Here is a 19,427-nt window from a genome sequence, read left to right as displayed (position 1 = left end):
GGGTCGTCCCGGCGGTGGTGGCGGTGGTGGCTACCGCGGTGGTGGCGGCGGCGCCCCTGGCGCTGGTGCCGGTGCGCCCGGTGCCGGTGGCGGCGCGGCCGGCGGTTTCCGCGGTCGTCCCGGTGGCGGCGGCGGTGGCGGTCGTCCGGGTGGTCCCGGTGGCCGCGGTGGTGCGGCAGGCGCGTTCGGCCGTCCCGGTGGCGCTCCCCGTCGTGGCCGCAAGTCGAAGCGGCAGAAGCGGCAAGAGTACGACTCGATGCAGGCGCCCGCCGTCGGCGGCGTGCGGCTGCCGCGCGGCAACGGCGAGATCATCCGGCTCGCCCGCGGCGCGTCGCTGTCGGACTTCGCGGAGAAGATCGACGCGAACCCGGCCGCGCTGGTCCAGGCCCTGTTCAACCTCGGTGAGATGGTCACCGCGACCCAGTCGGTGAACGACGAGACCCTCGAGCTGCTCGGCAGCGAGATGAACTACGTCGTCCACGTGGTCAGCCCCGAGGACGAGGACCGTGAGCTGCTGGAGTCGTTCGACCTCACCTACGGCGAGGACGAGGGCGGCGAGGAAGACCTCGAACAGCGTCCGCCGGTGGTGACCGTCATGGGTCACGTCGACCACGGTAAGACCCGACTGCTGGACACCATCCGCAAGGCGAACGTCCGCGAGGGCGAGGCCGGTGGCATCACCCAGCACATCGGCGCCTACCAGGTGCTCACCCATCTGGGTGACGAGGACCGGCTCATCACCTTCATCGACACCCCCGGTCACGAGGCGTTCACCGCCATGCGTGCCCGCGGTGCGAAGGCCACCGACATCGCGATCCTGGTGGTCGCCGCCGACGACGGCGTCATGCCGCAGACGGTGGAGGCGATCAACCACGCACAGGCGGCCGACGTGCCGATCGTGGTGGCGGTCAACAAGATCGACAAGGAAGGCGCGAACCCGCAGAAGGTTCGTCAGCAGCTCACCGAGTACGGCCTGGTCGCCGAGGAATACGGCGGCGAGACCATGTTCGTCGACATCTCCGCCAGGCAGAACATCAACATCGATGCGCTGCTCGAGGCGGTCCTGCTGACCGCAGACGCGGCGCTGGACCTGCGGGCCAACCCGGACATGGACGCGCAGGGTGTGGCCATCGAGGCGCACCTCGACCGCGGTCGAGGCCCGGTGGCGACCGTGCTGATCCAGCGCGGCACCCTGCGGGTCGGCGACTCGATCGTGGCGGGAGACGCCTACGGCCGCGTGCGCCGGATGGTCGACGAGCACGGCGACGACGTCGAGGCGGCATTGCCGTCGCGGCCCGTCCAGGTGGTCGGTTTCACCTCGGTGCCCGGCGCCGGTGACAACCTGCTCGTGGTCGACGAGGACCGGATCGCCCGGCAGATCGCCGACCGGCGCAATGCGCGCAAGCGCAACGCGCTGGCCGCACGCAGCCGCAAGCGGATCAGCCTGGAAGATCTGGATGCCGCGCTGAAGGAGACCAGCGAGCTGAACCTGATCCTCAAGGGCGACAACTCGGGTACGGTCGAGGCCCTCGAGGAGGCGCTGCTCCAGATCCAGGTGGGCGACGAGGTGCGTCTGCGGGTGATCGACCGCGGCGTCGGTGGCGTCACCGAGACCAACGTCAACCTCGCTTCGGCGTCGAACGCGATCATCATCGGATTCAACGTCCGCGCCGAAGGCAAGGCCACCGAGCTGGCCAACCGCGAGGGTGTCGACATTCGGTACTACTCGGTGATCTACCAGGCCATCGACGAGATCGAGAAGGCCCTCAAGGGCATGCTCAAGCCGATCTACGAAGAGGTCGAGCTGGGCCGGGCCGAGATCAGGGCGATCTTCCGATCGTCGAAGATCGGTAACATCGCCGGTTGCATGGTCACGTCGGGTTCGGTCAAGCGCAACGCCAAGGCGCGCCTGCTCCGGGACAACGTGGTGATCGCCGAGACGACGACGATCTCGTCGCTGCGCCGGGAGAAGGACGACGTCACCGAGGTCCGCGAGGGCTTCGAATGCGGTATGACGGTCACCTACTCCGATATCAAGGAAGGCGACATCATCGAGGCCTACGAGCTGCGCGAGAAGCCGCGCGACTGATAGACCGAGACGAATCCGGACGCCGCGCGACGTGCGCGGCGTCCGGCCGGTCTTCCTGACAGTGGAGGGTGTGGGTGTACCTGGGTGCACTGGAGTTCGACCTGCTGCTCGGCGATGTGCATTCACTGAAACAGAAGCGCTCGGTGATCCGGCCGATCCTGGCCGAATTGCAGCGCTTCGGTGTGAGTGCCGCCGAAGGTGGGGAACACGATCTATACCGTCGCTCGCTACTGGGCGTGGCCATGGTCAGCGCAGGCATGGATCACCTGACCGAGGTGCTGGACAAATGTGAACGGCACGTCGCGTCCCGTCCGGAGTTACAGTTGCTGGCGGTGCGCCGCCGGATCTTCGGGCCCGAAGACTGACCGGCGCAGCGACGGCGCGGAGGACGGAGTTCCGGTGGCGACACCGGTCCGCGCTCCGACCGCCATCGAACAGAGTTGATAGTGAGGAGGAAACGGCCATGGTGGACCAAGCCAGGGCACGCCGACTCGCCAAGCGGATCTCCTCGATCGTCGCGACCGCGATCGAATACGAGGTGAAGGACCCGCGGCTGCGTTTCGTGACCATCACCGACGCCAAAGTCACCGGTGATCTCCGGGAGGCGACGGTGTATTACACCGTGATGGGCGAAACCCTCGACGCCGAGCCCGATTACGAAGGTGCGGCGATCGGCCTGGAGAAGGCCAAGGGTGTCCTGCGCTCCAAGGTGGGCGCGGGAACGGGGGTCAAGTTCACCCCGACGCTGGCATTCGTACTGGACACCGTGCCTGACGCGGCACGGCAGATGGAGGAACTACTCGCCAGGGCGCGGGCCGCGGACGACGAGGTCGCCAAGGTGGCCGCCACGGCCAGGCCCGCGGGTGACGCCGACCCCTACAAGGCCGAACGCGACGCCGACGAGTGACATGCGGTAGTCGATGACGACGATGCGGGAAACGGCCGATTTGGACGTGGCCGTGGCGGCGTTGGACGCCGCGCGCTCGGTGACCATCGTTTGCCATGTGCAGCCCGATGCGGACACCGTAGGAAGTGGTCTCGCGCTGGCGCTGGTGCTGCACCGGCGCGGGATCCCGGTGCAGGTGTCCTTCGCCGAACCGGCGGAGTTACCCGTGTCGATGCGGTCGCTGCCCGGCGTGCGGCACCTGGTGGCGCCCGCCGAGGTGCGTGCCGAGGTGGACCTGCTGATCGCGGTCGACTGCGGCAGCGCGACCCGGTTGGGCGCGCTCGCCGACCGATTGCCCGGCGCCGCAACGACGATGGTGATTGATCACCATCGGTCGAACACCTCCTTCGGCGCGATCAACGTGGTCGATCCCGGCGCCGAGTCCACCACGAGCCTCGTCGCGCGGGTGCTCGACGCGTGGGGCGTGCCGATAACCGCGGACGTCGCGCATTGTCTCTATGCCGGTCTGGTCACCGACACCGGCTCGTTCCGGTGGGTGCGGCCCGGTACCCATGAACTCGCGGAACGGCTGCTGGCCACCGGAATCGATGGCGCGGACATCGCTCGCACCTTGATGGACACCCACCCGTTCGGGTGGCTGCCCATGTTGTCGCGGGTGCTCGGCACGGCGCAGCTCGTCCCGGAGGTCCGCGGCGGTGTGGGGCTGGTGTACGCGTTCGTGCGTCGCGACGACATCGACGACGTGCGGTCGGAGGAAGTCGAGAGCGTGATCGACATCGTGCGCACAACCGCCGAAGCGGGAATCGCCGCGGTCTTCAAGCAATCCCGTGTCGTGCCGGACCGGTGGACGGTGTCGCTGCGCTCGCGCGAGAGCGGATCGTGCGCGGGCGACGGGGTGGACGTCGCGGAGGTGGCGACAGCGCTGGGCGGCGGCGGCCACCGTTTCGCCGCCGGATACACCGCGTACGGCACGCCCGGCGATCTGGTCGGTGCGCTGCTGGCCGCACTCGGATGAGGCGTGCTCGTCGGTAGCGGCGCCGCGCCGGGGCGCCCGCGCGGTGGCCGTGACGTCGTCCGGGCGTCGCCCTGTCCGTCCGGAATCGCGGGGTGGGCGAAGCCCGCCGCACGCTGCCGTGGTTGTCGGTGGGGCGTGCGAAGGTGGAGCGCGAGCGGAACGACGGTGGTCTCGGGGAGGTGTTCGTGAACGCGCAGGGTTCCCGCGGCGCGGAGATCGGTGACCTGGCTTCCCCCATGGGTGGGACGGAGTCGGCGCGCGTCGATCGCGCCGCCGCTGCCGGACCGCAGCGCATTCTCGGCCTCGCGTTGCCGACCCTCGGCGTGCTGGTGGCCGAACCGATCTACCTGCTGTTCGATCTGGCCGTGGTCGGCAGGCTCGGGGCGCTCGCGCTGGCCGGTCTCGCCGTCGGAGGGTTGATTCTCGCGCAGACGAGTTCGCAGCTGACCTTCCTGTCCTACGGCACCACCGCGCGCTCGGCGCGTCGCCACGGCGCGGGCGACCATCGAGGAGCCGTCGCCGAAGGTGTGCAGGCCACCTGGATCGCGGGCGCCGTCGGCGTCGCGATCCTCGTGCTGGTCCAGGCGTTGGCCGTACCGGTGACCAGCGCCATCGCGGGTGGTGGGGATATCGCGGAGGAAGCGCTGGGCTGGGTGCGCATCGCCCTGTTCGGTGTGCCGCTGATCCTGATGTCCATGGCGGGCAACGGGTGGATGCGTGGCGTCCAGGAGACGCGCAGGCCGTTGGCCTTCGTGGCCGCCGGACTCGTGGTGTCGGGCGTGCTCTGCCCCGCGCTGGTGCACGGACTGCTCGGCGCGCCGCACTTGGGCCTGCCCGGCTCGGCCGTGGCGAACGTGGCGGGGCAGATCGTCACCGCCGTGCTGTTCCTCGACGCGCTGATCCGCGAAGGGGTCCCCCTCGCCCCGCACTGGTCGGTCATGCGGGCCCAGCTCGTGCTCGGGCGCGATCTCATCGCCCGCAGTTTCGCCTTCCAGGCGTGCTTCGTCTCGGCGGCGGCGGTCGCCGCGCGTTTCGGCGCCGCGTCGGTAGCGGCCCACCAGCTGGTGCTGCAACTGTGGAACTTCCTGGCGCTGGCCCTGGACGCGCTGGCCATCGCCGCGCAGACACTCACCGGCGCCGCTCTGGGCGCGGGCGACGCCACCGGCGCCCGCGGGATCGCACGGCGCGTGACCGGCTGGTCGGAGATCTTCAGCCTCGGGCTCGCCGCCTGCTTCGCGGCGGGAGCGGTGGCGATTCCGGCACTGTTCACCGAAGACGCCGAAGTGCTCGAGCGTGCCCACGTGGTGTGGTGGTTCTTCGTCGCGCTCATTCCGGTGGCGGGCATCGTCTTCGCCCTCGACGGCGTGCTGCTCGGTGCGGGCGACGCGGCGTATCTGCGTACCACCACGCTCGGTGCGGCAATGCTCGGTTTCCTGCCCGCCATCTGGTTGTCGCTGGCCTTCGACTGGGGCGTCGCCGGAATCTGGTCGGGCCTCGGGGCGTTCATGCTGTTGCGGTTGATCGCGGTCGCGTGGCGGGCGCTGTCGGGCCGGTGGGCCTTGGTCGGCGCCGAGCTGCCCAGGTGACCGACACCCGGCTCGGCCGGTGCGCGCGAATCCGGACGGATGTGCCAAGGTAGGTGTGGTGATACCCAAGTTGATGGCGGTGAGCGACATTCATGTCGGGCACCAGGGGAATCGGCCGGTCGTCGAGCAGATCAAGGCGGACTCGCCGGAGGACTGGCTCATCGTGGCCGGCGACGTGGGGGAGAAGACCGAGGACATCCGGTGGGCGCTGGAGCTGCTGCGCCGCCGGTTCGCCAAGGTGATCTGGGTGCCGGGCAATCACGAGCTGTGGACCACGGCCAAGGACCCGGTGCAGATGTCCGGGGTGGCGCGCTACGACTACTTGGTGTCGATGTGTCGTGACCTGGACGTCCTCACGCCGGAGGACCCTTTTCCGGTATGGCGGGGCGCGGGCGCGCAGGAGCACGGCGGGGCGGTCACGCTGGCGCCGATGTTCCTGCTCTACGACTACTCGTTCCTGCCGGAGGGAGCCACCACCAAGGCGGAGGGTCTGGCGATCGCCCGCGAGCGCAACGTGGTGGCGACCGACGAATTCCTGCTCTCGCCGGAGCCGTACCTGACCAGGGACGCGTGGTGCCATGCCCGGGTGCAGGTGACCAAGCGCAAGCTCGACGCCCTCGGCCCCGATGCCCCGGTCGTCCTGATCAACCACTTCCCCCTGGTCCGGCAGCCGACCGACGTGCTGTTCTATCCCGAGTTCGCGCTGTGGTGCGGCACCGAGCTGACCGCCGACTGGCACACCCGCTACAACGTGGTCTGCTCGGTCTATGGCCACCTGCACATCCCGCGCACCTCGCACTACGACGGCGTCCGGTTCGAGGAGGTCTCGCTGGGCTACCCGCGCGAATGGCAGCGCCGCGGCCTGCCCGAGCGGTTGCTGCGCCAGATCCTGCCCACCCCGCAGTATCCGCCGGGCACGCTGAACAAGTGGGGCGGGCACTTCCAGGTGACTCCCGAGATGGAAGCCGCCGCGGCGGAGATGCGCAGCAAGGCGCAGCAGCGGCGCGGACTGTAGTTCGCGGCACATGGCGCTGCGAGACCGCCGTGTGCGGCTCGACTACGCTCGTCGGTGATGATCGAGAACATTCTGCCCACGGGTGTGGCCTCGGCCGAGTTGCTGGCGTACCCGGAGGATCTGCGGCCGCATCCGGCGGAGGAGCATCTCATCGCCAAGTCGGTGGAGAAGCGACGCCGCGACTTCATCGGCGCGCGGCATTGCGCCCGGTTGGCGCTCACCCAGCTCGGCGAGCAGCCGGTCGCGATCGGCAAGGGCGAGCGCGGCGCTCCGGTGTGGCCGCGCGGAATCGTCGGCAGCCTGACCCACTGCGACGGCTACCAGGCCGCCGCGCTGGGCCACAAGCTGCGGTTCCGCTCGATCGGCATCGACGCCGAGCCGCACGCCACGCTGCCGGACGGCGTACTGGACTCGGTCAGCCTGCCGCCGGAGCGGGAGTGGCTGAAGACCACCGACTCCGAGTTGCATTTGGACCGGTTGCTGTTCTGCGCCAAAGAGGCCACCTACAAGGCGTGGTTCCCCCTGACCCTGCGCTGGCTGGGCTTCGAAGACGCGCACATCACGTTCGAGATCGAGGACAGCTCCGCCGATTCCGGGCGCGGCAGCTTCCGCACCGAATTGCTGGTGCCTGGGCAGACCACCGACGGAGGGCCGCCGTTGCACTCGTTCGACGGCCGTTGGCTGATCACCGACGGGTACATCCTGACCGCGATCGCGCACGTCTGATGGACGGACTAGGCGGGCTGCTCATCATCGACAAGGCCGGCGGCTGGACCAGCCACGACGTCGTCGCGAAATGCCGGAAGCTACTGCACACCAAGAAGATCGGCCACGCCGGCACCCTCGATCCGATGGCGACCGGCGTGCTGGTGCTCGGTGTGGAGCGCGCGACCAAACTGCTCGGCCTGCTCACCCTGACGACCAAGGCGTACACCGCGACCATCCGGCTCGGGCAGGCGACCAGCACCGACGACGCCGAGGGCGAGGTGCTCACGACCACCCCGTCCGTTCACCTCACCGACGACGACATCGCCGCGCGTACAGCCGAACTCACCGGGCACATCGACCAGGTGCCTGCCACCGTGAGCGCGATCAAGGTGAACGGTGAGCGCGCCTATGCCCGCCACCGCGCGGGCGAAGACGTGCGGTTGGCTGCCCGCCCGGTCACGGTGTCGCGGTTCGATGTGCTCGCCCGGCGCGATATCGGCGATTTCGCCGACGTGGACGTGGCGGTCGAATGCTCCTCTGGCACCTATGTGCGGGCGCTGGCGCGCGATCTCGGCGCGGCGCTGGGCGTCGGCGGCCACCTGACCGCGTTGCGCCGAACCAGGGTCGGGCCGTTCACCCTCGAACACGCCCGCACGCTGGACGAGCTGGCCGCCGGCGCGGAATCGGGCGCGCCGCCGTTGAGCCTCGACATGGACGCCGCGGTCCGGACCGCCTTCCCACACCGGGACATCGACGATAGGCAAGCCGACGACCTGCGCAACGGCCGTTGGCTCGCCCCGGCCGGGCTTTCCGGCGTCTATGCCGCCATCGACCCGGCAGGCCGCGCCATCGCCCTGCTGCGGGAGTCCGGTAATCGCGCGTCCTCGGTGATGGTCGTCCGTCCGGCCAACCTTTGATCCATGCTGGTGTCGTATCGACAGTGAGAGGTTGAGCATCAATGGTGCGAACTATCGCGGCCGCGGCGGCGGTCCTTGTCGGCGGTGCGGCACTGGTCGTCACCACCGCCGGGGACGCTCTCGCAGCCAGACCGGCATCGGTGATCGAAGGTCGCGGCCGGATAGTGGTCGCCCTCCCGGACTCCGATGATGTGCCGGTGACCGAGGTGGAAGTGTGGATCGATGGCCGGAACGTGAGCTGCGACGGCCACCCGTGCAAGGTCGCCCAGCGACACGCCTACTCGTTGGCCTACAACCTGCCGGGAGGATCCCATCGTGTCGAGGTTCGACAACCTGGTGGCGCCGACCTTCTCGACCGGGTCGTGGATGTGCCGGCCCCCGACCGCTTGCTCGACGACCTGCAATGCAGGCACTTGCCCGTGCCGCAGGATCACACTCTCGTCTGCTGATCCCGCACCCGCCCGGCTCCCGGCCCTGGCACAGTTTCGGTAAGCCCTGTCGCTCAGGAGAATCCGTACAGTGTGGGGTGGTCGCCTGCGGCGGCCATGGTCGGGCAACGGCGGCGAAGGTGGCGGGCGTGAGTGATGGACAGGCGGATACGTTCGAACTGTGGGACAGCGACGGGGACGGGCTGGTCTCGGTGCGGGACATCACGGCGGGTATCCGGGCGCTCGGTCTGGAGGTAGACGACGCGGCGGTGGAACGGCTGGTCGCGGCCGCCGACACCGACGGTGACTTCCTGGTCTCGCGCGCCGAATTCGACGCCGCGCTGGTGGGCGGGCGCATCGAGGTGACCGACGCCGACGCCGCGTTCAAGGTCTTCGACGTCAACGGCGACGGCCGCATCTGCGTCGAGGAACTCGAATCGCTCATCCGTCACTGCGGCGCGGGCCGGATCGATGAACCGGCGGACGCTTTGCTGGCCGCTGCCGACACCGATGGCGACGGCTATCTCTCGCTGCCGGAATTCCGTGCGCTGCTGGAGTTTCTCTCCCGATAGCGGCGCGCGAACCGAAGGTGCCGCGTGGACCGCGCAGCCGGCGAACCGGTCTGCGCCGGCGCGAAGGTATGGCAGCCCGCGCTAGCCACCGATCTGGTGCCGAAGGCGTTGCACGGCGTCGTCCATGTGCTCGACGAGCAGAGCGCGGGCGCGCGCGGGGTCGGCGGTGCCGATCGCCTCGCGCAGGTCGACGTGTTCACGGGCCTGTTCTCGCAGGTCCGGGTAGGTGGTCTGCAAGGCGCCCAGGCACATCCGCGTCTCGATCAGCAAGGTGCGGGCCGCGCGTACCAGCCGCGGACTGGCCGCACTTTCCACCAGCGCCTCGTGGAAGGCCTGGTCGGCCTCCGATACCCCGACCGCGTCACCGCGTTCGGCGCAGGTGACCATTTCCTCGACGCTGGGCCCGAGCGCCTCGTAGGCGATCGGGCGGCGGCCGTCGAGGATCAGTTCCAGCGCCCCGCCCTCCAGCGCCGTCCTGGCGCGGTAGATGTCGACGACGTCGTCGAGGCTCAGTTCGATGACGAAGATGCCGCGGTGGCGGATGCTGTGCAGCAGGCCCTCGGACACCAAGCGCTGCATCGCCTCGCGCACCGGCCCGCGTGAGACCGCGAATTGCGCGGCCAGGTCGGCTTCGCCGAGCTGCGATCCGGGCGCGAGACTGCCGCGCATGATCGCCTCGCGGAGCCGATCGGCGATCATCTCCGCGGTCGACTGCCGATTCACCGGCTCGAAATCAACGACGGACATCTAGGTGCCTTTCCGCGAACAAGGTGCCGAGGCCGGGAACGACCGGCTCTGCGCCGGCCAGCCGCAGACCCGCCCAGATGGTGACCTGATTGGCTGTGAGCACCGGTTTGCCCAGCGTAGCCTCCAGGTCCGGCAGCGCCGCCATGGTGTGCATCGCGGTATCGGGGATGAGCAGCGCCTGCGCGGCGGGGTGGTCGTTGTCCACCGCCAGCCGCAGCACCTGGGCCGGGGTGAGGGTGCCGACCTCGGCAGCGGTGTCGATTCCCGCGCTGGACATCGAGACGACATCGATGCCCGCGTCGGCGAGGAATTCCACGAACAGCCGGGCGACGTCGTCGGGATAGCTGGCGGCGATGGCGACGGTGCGCAGTCCGAGCGCGTGCACGGCGTCGGCGAACGCGATGCTGGTGCTGGTCGCAGGCACGCCCGCGACTTCGGCCAGCGCGCGCACCTGGTCGCGTGCGCCCTCGGGTCCGTAGACGAAACTGCCGGACGTGCAGGCCCATACGATCGCGTCGGGGCTGTGCCGGGCGAGCAAGGAGGCGCCGAGGCGCAGTTTCTCGGGGCTGCCCAGCTCGAGCAGTTCGGGGACGGCGTGCAGATCGGTGCCGTAGATATGGGCCACGGGAAGGTGCGCGCCGATCGCCGCCGCCGCGAGCGGGTAGTCGTCCTCGGCGGCGTGGTCGGGGTAGATGAAACCGACGGTGGGTGCGTCCATGCGATGTTCTTCCTTCAGAAAACGTTGAGCAGCCACTTGCCGGGGCCCATCATCGGCAGCTTCATCCGGCCGAGACAGGCCCACATGGTGAGCTGGTTGGCGGTGAGCACCGGTTTGCCGAGCGCCTTCTCCAGCGGCTCTATCACGTCGTAGGTCGGCAGGTTGGTGCAGCTGACGAAGACGGCCTGGGCCTCGGGATCGTCGGCGCCGACGATGCGTTCGGCGATCGTGCGGTAGCTGACCTTCCAGATGCCGCCGCCGAGCCCGAGGTGGTCGGAGCGCACCACCGCGCAACCGGCCTCGGCGAGGAATTCGTGCAGCCGGTGGGTCAGGATCTCGTCGTAGGGGGTTAGCACCGAGATCCGGGTGAGATCCAGATGGCGAATCGCTTCCAGCAACGCGCCAGAGGTGGTGACCGCGTCCTGCGCCCCGGCCCGGCAGATGGTCTCGCGCAGCGACTTCTCGTAGGCGAGGCCTTTGATGAAACTGCCCGACGTGCACAGGTAGGCCACGACTTCGGGTTCCACGTGCAGCACGTTGTGCGTGGCCGCGGTGAGATGCGCCGCGTCGGACACCAATTCGGCCATCTCCAGCGAGACCGGGACCGGCTCGTAGGGGGTGCGCGCCAGGTGCAGACTCACATCCAGTGGCGCCCACCGCCAGAGCTCCCGTTCGAGTGCGAGATCGAACGGTGCGATGATCCCGATGCCTCGTTGGGCAACGGGCCCCTCGAGGTCGGGAAAGCTCAGATCCACTACGGCCCCTCTCGCGCTCAGCCGGGACGACCTCCGAACACGATCGGATTGTTGACAATCATACGATGTGATCTTAGTGTGTCAATGTGGAACAGGGCCCGATTGTCGTCGTCCTGCACAGTGACAGTGTGCCCGACGCCGAGCGAATGGACCGAGTAGCGGGACGCGCCACCATCAGGTACACCCAGGCGCCTGGGTTGGCGGACGCCCTGCGTGGAGCGGAGGTCTTGTTCGTCTACGACTTCGGTACGCGGGCGCTGCCGGGCGCCTGGCATGCCGCCGACCGTTTGCGATGGGTGCACATGGGCTCGACCGGCGTCGACCCGGCGATGTTTCCCGAGCTGCGGGCGAGTGACGTGGTGGTGACCAACACCCGAGGCGTCTTCGACGGCGCGATCGCCGAATACGTGCTCGGCCAGATCCTCGGTTTCGCCAAAGACCTGTCCGGCTCGCTGCTGCTGCAGCAGCGGCACGAGTGGCGGCATCGGGAATCCGAACGAGTCGAGGGGGCGACGGCGCTGATCGTCGGCACCGGCTCGATCGGACGCCATATCGCCCGGTTGCTGCGCGCGGTCGGGATGACCGTGCGCGCGGTGGGCAGGCGCGAGCGCGCGCCGGATCCGGATTTCGGCGAGATCGCCACCGATCTGCACGCCGAACTGGCCGGCGCCGACTACGTGGTCGCGATTGCCCCGCTCACCGAGCAGACCAGGAACATGTTCGATGCCGCCGCCTTCGCCGCGATGAAACCGCACGCCAGGTTTGTCAACGTCGGACGTGGGGAACTCGTTGTGACCGACGATCTCGTTGCCGCGCTGCGCACCGGATCGATCGCCGCGGCGGCGCTCGATGTGGTGGACCCCGAGCCGCTCCCCGCCGATCACCCCCTATGGGAACTGCCGAACGTCCGGATCACCCCGCACAACTCCGGTGATTTCATCGGATGGCGCACCGAGATCGTCGACGCGTTCACCGAGAACTTCGACAACTGGATCGCCGGACGTCCGCTGGACAACGTGGTCGACAAAAGGCTGGGGTACGTGCCCGGCTGAAGGAGCCCATCCATGAGCTACCCCGACAAGAACCAACCCACCGACCCGACCGCCATGACCGCGGTCGAGCTGGTCTCCGCCTACGCGGCGGGCGCGTTGTCGCCCGTGGAGGCGACCGAGGCGATCCTGCGCGCGATCGCCGACCGTGACGGCGCGCTCAACGCCTTCTGTCTCGTCGACCCCGATCGCGCCCTGGTGCAGGCGAAGGATTCCGAGGCCCGCTGGCAGTCCGGTCACGCCCGCGGCCTGCTCGACGGTGTGCCGATCTCGATCAAAGACGTGTTCCTGACCGAGGGCTGGCCCACCCGGCGCGGGTCGACGTCGATCGATCCGGCCGGACCGTGGTCGGTGGACAGTCCGGTGGCCGCGCGGCTGCGCGAAGACGGCATGGTCTTCCTCGGCAAGACCACCACCCCGGAAATCGCGTGGAAGGCGGTCACCGACAGCCCGCTGGCGGGCGTCACCCGCAACCCGGCCGACCCGTCCACCACCGCGGGCGGGTCCTCGGGCGGTAGCGCCGCGGCCGTCGCGGCGGGCCTGGGCCCGGTCTCGGTGGGCACGGATGGCGGGGGCAGCGTGCGCATTCCGGCCGCCTTCTGCGGCATCGTCGGATTCAAGCCCACCTACGGCCGGATTCCGCTGTTCCCGGCCAGCCCGTTCGGCCCGCTGGCGCATGCGGGCCCGATGACGCGCACCGTCGAGGACGCGGCGCTGCTGATGGACATCCTGTCGCTCCCGGATCCGCGCGACCCCACCGCACTGGCTCCCACGCTCACCGCGTTCCGCGCGGAGATGCAGCGCGACGTGCGGGGATTGCGCGTCGCGTACTCGCCGACGCTCGGCTACGCCGAGGTGGACGCCGAGGTCGCCGCGATCGTGGACGCGGCGGTGGCTCGCTTGGCCGAGGCAGAGCTCACGGTCGGCGCCGCTGATCCGGGCTTCGAGGATCCGCGCGAGGCATTCGAACTGCTGTGGGCGGCCGGCGCGGCCACCATGCTGTCCGGCTTCCCGGAAGGCACGCGCGACCGGGTGGACCCCGGGTTAGGTGCGGTCTGGGAGCGTGGCGAGACCGTCACCGCGGTCGACTATCTCGCCGCGCGCAACGTGGCGGCCGGAGTCGGCATCACGATGGGCGCCTTCCACACCGACTACGACGTGCTGATCACCCCGACGGTGCCGATTCCCGCGTTCGAAGCGGGACACGACGTGCCGCCCGGCAGCGGCCTGCGCAGCTGGCCCGAGTGGACTCCGTTCACCTACCCGTTCAATCTCACCCAGCAGCCCGCGATCAGCATCCCGGCGGGCACCACGGCCGCGGGCCTGCCGGTCGGGCTACAGATCGTCGGTCCGCGTCACTCGGACGATCTGGTCCTGGCGGTGGCCCGGTACGCCGAATTCGTGTTGGCTTCCTGAACGCGAGTGGCCCCGCGGCATGCCGCGGGGCCATCGTGCGCTCGAGTCTCAGGCGCGGGCGAAGGCGAGCGTTTCGCCCTGCACGCCGTGCAACCACAGCGTGTTGCACGCCGCGGCGATCTCGGCGAGCCCCTCCTCGATGGTGGCGAAGACATTCCCCGGCACCCACCCGAGGTCGCCGTTGATCAGCAGGTTGTTGCGGCCGTAGAACAATGCGAGATCGGTGGCGCCACGCTCGTGCTCGGCCGCGGAGCCCGGCTCGTAGCCGTAGGCGGGATTGCCGATCTCCCACGGCTCGAAATCGAACAGGCAGACGTCGCCGGGGATCGGCGTGACCGTCGGATTCTCCCGGTGCGGGGCCGCGTCGATCCGGGGGAGCAGGGTGTACACCTCGTTGCGGGCGTACTTGGCGTGAAAAGCGCCGCCTTCCTGCGGCAGCGCGTTCCACACCGCCGCGCAGGTGCGCGGCGCCTGCTCGTCCAGCAAACGGGCGCGGCAGGTGATCGCGGCCTTGGTGAGTGTGATCGTGATGTAGCGGGCCATGCGGTTGCTTCCTGATCGGTGCCCGGCGGGACGGGCACAACGGACGGGTTGTTCGCGAGTTACAACTCGGCGAGCACCTCGGACCAGATCGCCAGAGCGTCCTCGATCTGGGTATCGGTCACGATCAGCGGCGGAATCATCCGCACCACGTTCATGTGCGCGCCGCAGGTCAGCAGCAGCAGCCCCTTGTCCACCGCGGCGCGCTGGGCGGCCGCGGCGGTCGCCGGATCGGGTTCGCCGGTGGCTGTGGTGAACTCGGCGCCCGCGAGCAGTCCGAGACCACGGACGTCACCGATCGCCTTGACGGCGCTGTCGCGCAGACCGCGCAACAGCTGTTCGCCGCGGGCGGCCGCGTTGTCCACCAGCCCTTCGGATTCGATGACGTCGAGCGTGGCGATCGCCGCCGCGCACGCCACCGCGTTGCCACCGTAGGTGCCACCCTGCGAGCCCGGCCACGCCCGCGACATCAGCTCGCGCGAAGCCGCGATACCGGACAGCGGGAACCCGCTGGCCAGGCCCTTCGCGATGGTGATCACGTCCGGTCGAACCCCGAAGTGCTGATGGCCGAAGAACTTTCCGGTGCGCCCGAACCCGGTCTGGATCTCGTCGAAGACCAGCAGGATGCCGTGCCGGTCCGCGCGTTCACGCAGTCCGTGGAAGAACTCGGTGCTGCCCGGCACGTAACCGCCTTCACCGAGCACCGGCTCCACGATGAACGCGGCGGTCTCCGCGGGCGAGGTGAGCGTCGCGAACAGATAGTCGAGTTCACGCAGCGCGAAGGCGGTCGCTTCCCGCTCGCTCCAGCCGTAGCGGTAGGCGGTGGGGAACGGCGCGACGTGCACCCCCGACATGAGCGGGCTGAATCCGGCAGAGAATCGGGTGCCGGAGGTCGTCATGGTCGCGGCGGCCACGGTGCGGCCGTGGAATCCGCCGTGGAAGACGACGACGTTCGGGCGACCGGTAGCCTGGCGCGCCAGTCGCAGCGCGGCTTCGACGGCCTCGCTGCCGGAGTTGGCGAAGAACAGCGCGTCCAACCCGTCGGGCAGCACCGCGCCGAGCCGTTCGGTCAGTTCCAGCAGCGGGCGATGCAGCACGGTCGTGTACTGGCCGTGGATCAGCGAGGCCACCTGCGCCTGTGCGGCCGCGACGACCTTCGGGTGGCAGTGGCCGGTGCTCGTCACGCCGATACCCGCGGTGAAGTCCAGGTATCGGCGCCCGTCGGTGCCGTAGAGATAGCACCCCGCACCGTGGTCGACGGTCACCGGAGTGGCCTGTTTCAGGATGGGCGAGAGCTCGGTCACGGTGATTCGCCTCCCGGAGCGGGTGGATGAGGGACAGTCCTATTGTCGGATTGTTGACAATATGCATAACATGGCCGCACGGGTCGCAGCAATGGCCGAACGCTGCGCGGTGACGAGAGGAGCCACCGACCATGCTCACCGAAACCACGCTGAGCGCAGCCGAACGGACCGCGATCGACACGGTGCCGCGTGGCTTGTTCATCCAGGGGCAATGGCGGACAACCGCCAGGACGCTGCCGGTGTTCGACCCGGCGACCGGTGCACTGCTGTGCGCGGTCGCCGACGCGGATGCGGCCGATGGTCTCGCCGCGCTGGACGCGGCGTGCGCGGCGCAGCGCGACTGGGCGGCGACGCCGCCGCGCGAGCGCAGCGACCTGCTGATGCGAGTACACCGCGCGTTGCTGGCCGAGACCGACCGGCTCGGGCTGATCGCGACGCTGGAGATGGGCAAGCCGCTGGCCGAGGCGCGCGGCGAGATCGCCTACGCCGCCGAGTTCTTCCGCTGGTTCGCCGAGGAAGCCGTGCGTCTGGACGGCGGCTACATGCCCGCCCCGACCGGCGGTGCGCGTTTTCTCGTGGCGCGGCAGCCGGTCGGTCCCAGCTTGCTCATCACGCCGTGGAACTTCCCCGTGGCCATGGGCGCGCGCAAGATCGCGCCCGCGCTCGCCGCGGGCTGCACCTGCGTGGTGAAACCCGCCGAGCAGACGCCGCTGTCGATGCTGGCGCTGGCCGAGGTGATGGCGGCCGCGGGGCTGCCCGCCGGGGTGGTCAACGTCATCACGACGGCCGATCCCGCCGCGGTGATGACGCCGCTGATCCTCGACGGCCGCTCGCGCAAGCTGTCTTTCACGGGCTCGACGGCGGTCGGCAAGCAGCTGCTCGCGCAGTGCGCGCAGACAGTGATGCGCACCTCGATGGAGCTCGGCGGCAACGCGCCGCTGCTGGTGTTCGACGACGCCGACCTGGACGAGGCGGTCGAGGGCGCGGTGGCGGCGAAGATGCGCAACATCGGCCAGGCGTGCACCGCCGCCAATCGCATCCTCGTCCAGCGCGGCGTCGCCGACGTCTTCGCCCGCAGGCTCGCCGCTCGGCTGGCGGAACTGCCGATGGGCCGGGGCACCGAGCCGGACGTGGTGGTCGGCCCGCTGATCGACGCCGAGGCCGTCGCCAAGGTGCAGCGCCTGGTCGATGACGCCCGCGCCCGCGGGGCCACGGTACTCACCGGCGGCTCCGCGCCGGGCGGGCCGGGCACCTTCTATCCCGCGACCGTCCTGGTCGACGTGCCCGATGCCGCCGAGCTGTGCCATACCGAGATCTTCGGACCGGTCGCCGCGATCGGTGTCTTCGACACCGAAGACGAGGCGGTGAGCCGGGCCAACGACACCCCGTACGGACTGGTGAGCTACGTCTTCACCGAGAACCTCCGGCGCGGATTGCGGGTGTGCGAGGCGCTGGAAACCGGCATGGTGGGCCTCAACCAGGGCGTGGTGTCGAACCCGGCCGCACCGTTCGGCGGTGTCAAGGAGTCCGGGCTCGGCCGTGAGGGCGGGCTGACCGGGATCGACGAATTCCTGGAGACCAAGTACATCGGAGTGCGGCTGTGAAGGAGTTCTCGTGAGCCGGTACCGCATCGCCAGTATCCCGGGTGACGGGATCGGAGTCGACGTCACCGCGGTGGCGGCGCGCGTGCTCGACGCCGTGCTGCCCGGCCTGGAGTGGACCGAATTCGATTGGTCCTGTGAGAACTACCTGCGCACGGGGGCGATGATGCCGCCCGACGGCGCGGAGCGGCTCGCGGGCTTCGATGCGATCCTGCTCGGCGCCGTCGGCTTTCCCGGTGTGCCCGATCATGTTTCGCTGTGGGGTCTGCTGATCCCGTTGCGCCGCGCCTTCGGTCAGTACGTCAACCTGCGCCCGGTGCGCCTGCTGCCCGGCACGGAGTCGGCGCTGCGCGGCCGGACCGCCGACGATTTGGACATCCTCATCGTGCGGGAGAACTCCGAGGGCGAATACTCGCGGATCGGCGGCATCCACAACGAGGGCCGCCCCGACGAATTCGCGCTCCAGGAGTCGGTGTTCACCCGTACCGGATGCGAGCGGATCATCCGCTTCGCGTTCGAGCGGGCCGCCGAACGGTCGGGGCGGTTGTGCTCGGCGACCAAGTCCAACGGGCTCATCCACTCGATGCCCTACTGGGACAGCGTCTTCGAGCGTGTCTCGGCCGAGTATCCCCGGGTGCAGACGCGGCAGATGCACGTCGACGCGCTGGCCGCCGAACTCGTGCTGCACCCGGACCGGCTGGACGTGATCGTGGGCTCGAATCTGTTCGGGGACATCCTCTCCGACCTCGCCGCCGCCGTGACCGGCGGGCTCGGTCTGGCGCCGTCGGGCAATATCAATCCCGAGCGCACCGGCCCCTCGATGTTCGAGGCGGTGCACGGCAGTGCCCCTGACATCGCCGGTCAGGGCATCGCGAACCCGGTCGCGCAGATCCTGGCGGGCGCGATGCTGCTCGACCATCTTGGCGAGTCCGCCGCGGCCGCCGCGGTCGACCGAGCGGTCTGCGACGTGCTCGCAGCCGGGGAAATGCGCACCCCGGACCTCGGCGGCACCGCGACCACCACCGAACTAGGCGACGCCATCGCCGCTCGCGCCGCCGAACTGACCCGCGCCGCCGCGGCCGAACTCGGCTGACCTGGTCGCTCGGACAGTTCTCGAATTCGCGGCCGGTGACCGGAGCGGTCGATGGCGGCGGTGGCCTGCGCGCGAGCGGCGAGCGTTCCGTCCGAGCACGCGCCGCCGTGACTACCGGCGCGAGCAGTCCGATCGCCCGAGGATGGCCGATGACTCGCGGCGGCCGGAACCGTGCCGACCTCGCCGGGTGGGACCCACCGACAGAGCGGACCGGCTCAGGCGGTGAGCCAGATGGCCTCGGCGGCGGGGCGCCCGAGGTCCGTCTGCGAGTCGGTGGCGCCGATTCGGATGGCGATGGTGCCGGCGAAGTCGCGGCGTTCGACGACCGTGATGGCGGTGTCCAGCGCGATGCCGACGGAGTCGAAGTAGCGCAGCATGTCGGGGTCGGCGTCGGAGATGCGCGCGACCCGGCCGGTCTCGCCCGCGTGGAAGTCGCTGAGCTGGCGTGCGGGCGGGGTCGGCACCGCGCCGTCCACCGACGGGATCGGATCGCCGTGCGGGTCGCGATCGGGGTGTCCGAGCTTGGCGTCGATCCGGGCCATCAGCAGTTCGGAGACCGCGTGCTCGAGCACCTCGGCCTCGTCGTGCACCTCGTCCCAGCCGTAACCGAGTTCGTTCACCAGGAACGTCTCGATGAGCCGGTGCCTGCGCACCATCGCGACGGCGGCGCGGCGGCCCTCGGGGGTGAGGGCGATCGCCCCGTAGCGGGCATGCTCGACCAGCCCCTGGTCGGCGAGTTTGCGGACGGCTTCGGACACCGTGGAGGCCGACACGCCGATCCGCTCGGCGAGCAATTTGGTGGTCACCTTCTCCTGCGACCACTCCTGCGCGGTCCAGATGACCTTCAGGTAGTCCTGGGCGACCGACGAGAGCACAGGCGCGATCGTCGCGGTACCGCCGTGCGCATCGCCCGGCGCCGGGGCGTCGGCCAACTCGCGTCGAGTGGCGATATCTCGTTTACCTGGCA

At 69.7% G+C, this 19,427-nt stretch carries 20 protein-coding genes; 14 read left to right on the top strand and 6 right to left on the bottom strand.

Features of this window, described 5'->3' with window-relative positions:
• The 10 genes from infB to NA8_RS28550 all read left to right on the top strand — a co-directional run.
• Positions 1-2,089, top strand: a 2,089-nt coding sequence (gene infB, locus NA8_RS28595; RefSeq protein WP_084467157.1) for a translation initiation factor IF-2, incomplete at its 5' end; no start/stop codon positions are given.
• A gap of 74 nt (positions 2,090-2,163) precedes the next feature.
• Positions 2,164-2,454, top strand: a complete 291-nt coding sequence (locus NA8_RS28590) for a DUF503 domain-containing protein (RefSeq protein WP_040868135.1) — start codon at positions 2,164-2,166, stop codon at positions 2,452-2,454.
• Between the two features lie 98 nt (positions 2,455-2,552).
• On the top strand, positions 2,553-2,996 hold the full coding sequence (rbfA, locus tag NA8_RS28585) for a 30S ribosome-binding factor RbfA (protein ID WP_063053430.1): 444 nt from the start codon (positions 2,553-2,555) through the stop codon (positions 2,994-2,996).
• 13 nt (positions 2,997-3,009) lie between these two features.
• The gene (locus NA8_RS28580) at positions 3,010-4,011 is read left to right on the top strand and encodes a DHH family phosphoesterase (protein ID WP_063053429.1); all 1,002 of its coding nucleotides are present in this window, start codon (positions 3,010-3,012) and stop codon (positions 4,009-4,011) included.
• A gap of 236 nt (positions 4,012-4,247) precedes the next feature.
• A complete protein-coding gene (locus NA8_RS28575; protein ID WP_063053441.1) occupies positions 4,248-5,597 on the top strand; it encodes an MATE family efflux transporter in 1,350 nt (449 codons plus the stop codon).
• A gap of 58 nt (positions 5,598-5,655) precedes the next feature.
• The gene (locus NA8_RS28570; RefSeq protein ID WP_157106972.1) at positions 5,656-6,612 is read left to right on the top strand and encodes a metallophosphoesterase family protein; all 957 of its coding nucleotides are present in this window, start codon (positions 5,656-5,658) and stop codon (positions 6,610-6,612) included.
• A 57-nt stretch (positions 6,613-6,669) separates the two neighbouring features.
• On the top strand, positions 6,670-7,338 hold the full coding sequence (gene npt, locus NA8_RS28565) for a 4'-phosphopantetheinyl transferase Npt (RefSeq protein ID WP_063053428.1): 669 nt from the start codon (positions 6,670-6,672) through the stop codon (positions 7,336-7,338).
• A complete protein-coding gene (truB, locus tag NA8_RS28560; RefSeq protein WP_063053427.1) occupies positions 7,338-8,237 on the top strand; it encodes a tRNA pseudouridine(55) synthase TruB in 900 nt (299 codons plus the stop codon). Before npt ends, truB begins: the two co-directional genes overlap by 1 nt.
• 41 nt (positions 8,238-8,278) lie before the next feature.
• Positions 8,279-8,686 (top strand): hypothetical protein, encoded by a 408-nt coding sequence (locus NA8_RS28555; protein ID WP_063053426.1) that lies wholly within the window; start codon positions 8,279-8,281, stop codon positions 8,684-8,686.
• Positions 8,687-8,814: 128 nt separating this feature from the next.
• On the top strand, positions 8,815-9,237 hold the full coding sequence (locus NA8_RS28550; RefSeq protein ID WP_063053439.1) for an EF-hand domain-containing protein: 423 nt from the start codon (positions 8,815-8,817) through the stop codon (positions 9,235-9,237).
• Between the two features lie 81 nt (positions 9,238-9,318).
• On the opposite strand, the gene NA8_RS28545 is transcribed toward NA8_RS28550, so the two are convergent.
• The 3 genes from NA8_RS28545 to NA8_RS28535 are packed head-to-tail and all read right to left on the bottom strand — an operon-like array spanning position 9,319 to position 11,457.
• Complete coding sequence (locus tag NA8_RS28545; protein ID WP_063053425.1) at positions 9,319-9,984, bottom strand: GntR family transcriptional regulator; 666 nt, start codon at positions 9,982-9,984, stop codon at positions 9,319-9,321.
• Positions 9,971-10,702 carry a maleate cis-trans isomerase family protein gene (locus NA8_RS28540; protein ID WP_063053424.1) on the bottom strand — a complete coding sequence of 244 codons (732 nt, stop codon included), beginning with the start codon at positions 10,700-10,702 and terminating at the stop codon, positions 9,971-9,973. The genes NA8_RS28545 and NA8_RS28540 overlap by 14 nt, the downstream gene beginning before the upstream one ends.
• 14 nt (positions 10,703-10,716) lie before the next feature.
• Positions 10,717-11,457: a maleate cis-trans isomerase family protein gene (locus NA8_RS28535; protein WP_063053423.1), complete on the bottom strand. Its 741-nt coding sequence runs from the start codon at positions 11,455-11,457 to the stop codon at positions 10,717-10,719.
• A gap of 86 nt (positions 11,458-11,543) precedes the next feature.
• Here NA8_RS28535 and NA8_RS28530 point away from each other — a divergent pair, with 86 nt between their 5' ends.
• Positions 11,544-12,509: a D-2-hydroxyacid dehydrogenase gene (locus NA8_RS28530; RefSeq protein WP_063053422.1), complete on the top strand. Its 966-nt coding sequence runs from the start codon at positions 11,544-11,546 to the stop codon at positions 12,507-12,509.
• A gap of 12 nt (positions 12,510-12,521) precedes the next feature.
• Positions 12,522-13,922: an amidase gene (locus NA8_RS28525; protein WP_084467154.1), complete on the top strand. Its 1,401-nt coding sequence runs from the start codon at positions 12,522-12,524 to the stop codon at positions 13,920-13,922.
• A gap of 48 nt (positions 13,923-13,970) precedes the next feature.
• On the opposite strand, the gene NA8_RS28520 is transcribed toward NA8_RS28525, so the two are convergent.
• Positions 13,971-14,465, bottom strand: coding sequence for a DUF3830 family protein (locus NA8_RS28520; RefSeq protein WP_063053421.1), 495 nt, complete (start codon positions 14,463-14,465; stop codon positions 13,971-13,973).
• Between the two features lie 59 nt (positions 14,466-14,524).
• Positions 14,525-15,766, bottom strand: a complete 1,242-nt coding sequence (locus tag NA8_RS28515) for an aspartate aminotransferase family protein (RefSeq protein ID WP_063053420.1) — start codon at positions 15,764-15,766, stop codon at positions 14,525-14,527.
• Between the two features lie 131 nt (positions 15,767-15,897).
• Here NA8_RS28515 and NA8_RS28510 point away from each other — a divergent pair, with 131 nt between their 5' ends.
• Together NA8_RS28510 and NA8_RS28505 are read left to right on the top strand one after the other, a co-directional pair.
• Positions 15,898-17,370: an NAD-dependent succinate-semialdehyde dehydrogenase gene (locus NA8_RS28510; protein WP_157106971.1), complete on the top strand. Its 1,473-nt coding sequence runs from the start codon at positions 15,898-15,900 to the stop codon at positions 17,368-17,370.
• 10 nt (positions 17,371-17,380) lie between these two features.
• Positions 17,381-18,460 carry a tartrate dehydrogenase gene (locus tag NA8_RS28505; RefSeq protein WP_063053419.1) on the top strand — a complete coding sequence of 360 codons (1,080 nt, stop codon included), beginning with the start codon at positions 17,381-17,383 and terminating at the stop codon, positions 18,458-18,460.
• Between the two features lie 215 nt (positions 18,461-18,675).
• Here NA8_RS28505 and NA8_RS28500 read toward each other — a convergent pair whose 3' ends face one another.
• Positions 18,676-19,344, bottom strand: coding sequence for a metal-dependent transcriptional regulator (locus NA8_RS28500; protein WP_174550150.1), 669 nt, complete (start codon positions 19,342-19,344; stop codon positions 18,676-18,678).
• Positions 19,345-19,427: the final 83 nt, after the last annotated feature.

The organism is Nocardia arthritidis NBRC 100137 (assembly GCF_001612765.1).
GTDB lineage: Bacteria > Actinomycetota > Actinomycetes > Mycobacteriales > Mycobacteriaceae > Nocardia > Nocardia arthritidis.
The sequence above is the reverse complement of the archived record's forward strand: the minus strand, read 5'-3'. Positions and strand labels throughout refer to the sequence as shown.

Excerpts from the sequence above, each read along its gene's own strand:
- rbfA (WP_063053430.1), top strand. The coding sequence starts at position 2,553 with ATGGTGGACCAAGCCAGGGCACGCCGACTCGCCAAGCGGATCTCCTCG.
- NA8_RS28580 (WP_063053429.1), top strand. The coding sequence starts at position 3,010 with ATGACGACGATGCGGGAAACGGCCGATTTGGACGTGGCCGTGGCGGCG.
- NA8_RS28575 (WP_063053441.1), top strand. The coding sequence starts at position 4,248 with ATGGGTGGGACGGAGTCGGCGCGCGTCGATCGCGCCGCCGCTGCCGGA.
- npt (WP_063053428.1), top strand. The coding sequence starts at position 6,670 with ATGATCGAGAACATTCTGCCCACGGGTGTGGCCTCGGCCGAGTTGCTG.
- truB (WP_063053427.1), top strand. The coding sequence starts at position 7,338 with ATGGACGGACTAGGCGGGCTGCTCATCATCGACAAGGCCGGCGGCTGG.
- NA8_RS28555 (WP_063053426.1), top strand. The coding sequence starts at position 8,279 with ATGGTGCGAACTATCGCGGCCGCGGCGGCGGTCCTTGTCGGCGGTGCG.
- NA8_RS28545 (WP_063053425.1), bottom strand. The coding sequence starts at position 9,984 with ATGTCCGTCGTTGATTTCGAGCCGGTGAATCGGCAGTCGACCGCGGAG.
- NA8_RS28540 (WP_063053424.1), bottom strand. The coding sequence starts at position 10,702 with ATGGACGCACCCACCGTCGGTTTCATCTACCCCGACCACGCCGCCGAG.
- NA8_RS28525 (WP_084467154.1), top strand. The coding sequence starts at position 12,522 with ATGAGCTACCCCGACAAGAACCAACCCACCGACCCGACCGCCATGACC.
- NA8_RS28520 (WP_063053421.1), bottom strand. The coding sequence starts at position 14,465 with ATGGCCCGCTACATCACGATCACACTCACCAAGGCCGCGATCACCTGC.
- NA8_RS28510 (WP_157106971.1), top strand. The coding sequence starts at position 15,898 with ATGCTCACCGAAACCACGCTGAGCGCAGCCGAACGGACCGCGATCGAC.